The 817-nt window shown below is 41.6% G+C and carries 1 protein-coding gene and 1 pseudogene; both read left to right on the top strand.

Translation table 11 applies throughout. The annotated features are described in order from the left end of the window. The first annotated feature begins 42 nt into the window (after positions 1-42). Complete coding sequence (locus DWW23_RS26310; protein WP_122357400.1) at positions 43-402, top strand: hypothetical protein; 360 nt, start codon at positions 43-45, stop codon at positions 400-402. Positions 403-449: 47 nt separating this feature from the next. Then, a pseudogene (locus tag DWW23_RS26910) lies at positions 450-817 on the top strand (IS3 family transposase); the annotation flags it as partial.

The raw sequence follows: 817 nt of genomic DNA, 5'->3' as shown, positions 1-817 counted from the left end.
TGTCTTTTTGTAGATATGGTTGACTCTCTATAAGAATCCAAAATGAGAGAACAAAATTATCAACAAAAGCGAGTACAGTATAGTCGTAATGAGGAAATCTACCGTCTTCGTGTAATAGAAGGACTGGAGATATCCTCCATCATGGAAAAAATGCATGTAAGTCGTGTGACAGTTTATCGTTCATTATCTACCTTTGAACGCGATAATCCCAAACAGGTAGAACAGATGAAGAAACAAGGTAAAAATGTGACTCCTGAAGATTACAAAGAATTACTCAAGGAGATAAGCGAGTTGAAGAAAAGCCTTGCCCAAGAACGCTTGCGTGCTGATTTTTATGAGGAAATGGTCGCTTTTGGAAAAGAAGTATATGGGATTGACCTAAAAAAAGCTGGCACCAAGTAGCAGGTAGGCTGCACAATAGGGACAAAAAGCGATATTGCATTGTCCCTATGTGTCGTCTACTTGGTGTAAGCAAACAAGCCTACTATAAACATCAGGACAAGCTGATGCAAAGATTGGCATTAGAATCATTTGTGATAGAATACGTTAAAGAAGTCCGTGCCAAAGACCCCGGAATAGGAGGGAACAAACTCTGGCTGATGTACCGTAGCCGATTTGGTCAGGAAAACAGCGTGGGTTATAATCGTTTTTATGATATACTGGATCGTTTCTCGCTGAAAATTCGCAAACGGCATCATCGTACCCGTACCACCAACTCGGAACATGACCGTCCTGTTTATCCCAATCTGGTTAGAAACTTCCTCCCCCAGGCTCCTTGTCAGCTGATGGTCAGCGACATTACCTATATTCATCTGGG

The organism is Parabacteroides sp. AF14-59 (genome assembly GCF_003479515.1).
GTDB lineage: Bacteria > Bacteroidota > Bacteroidia > Bacteroidales > Tannerellaceae > Parabacteroides > Parabacteroides faecis.
This window is presented reverse-complemented; position numbering and strand designations above follow the sequence as displayed.

Coding starts and splice junctions, on each gene's coding strand:
- DWW23_RS26310 (WP_122357400.1), top strand. CDS start 43: ATGAGAGAACAAAATTATCAACAAAAGCGAGTACAGTATAGTCGTAAT.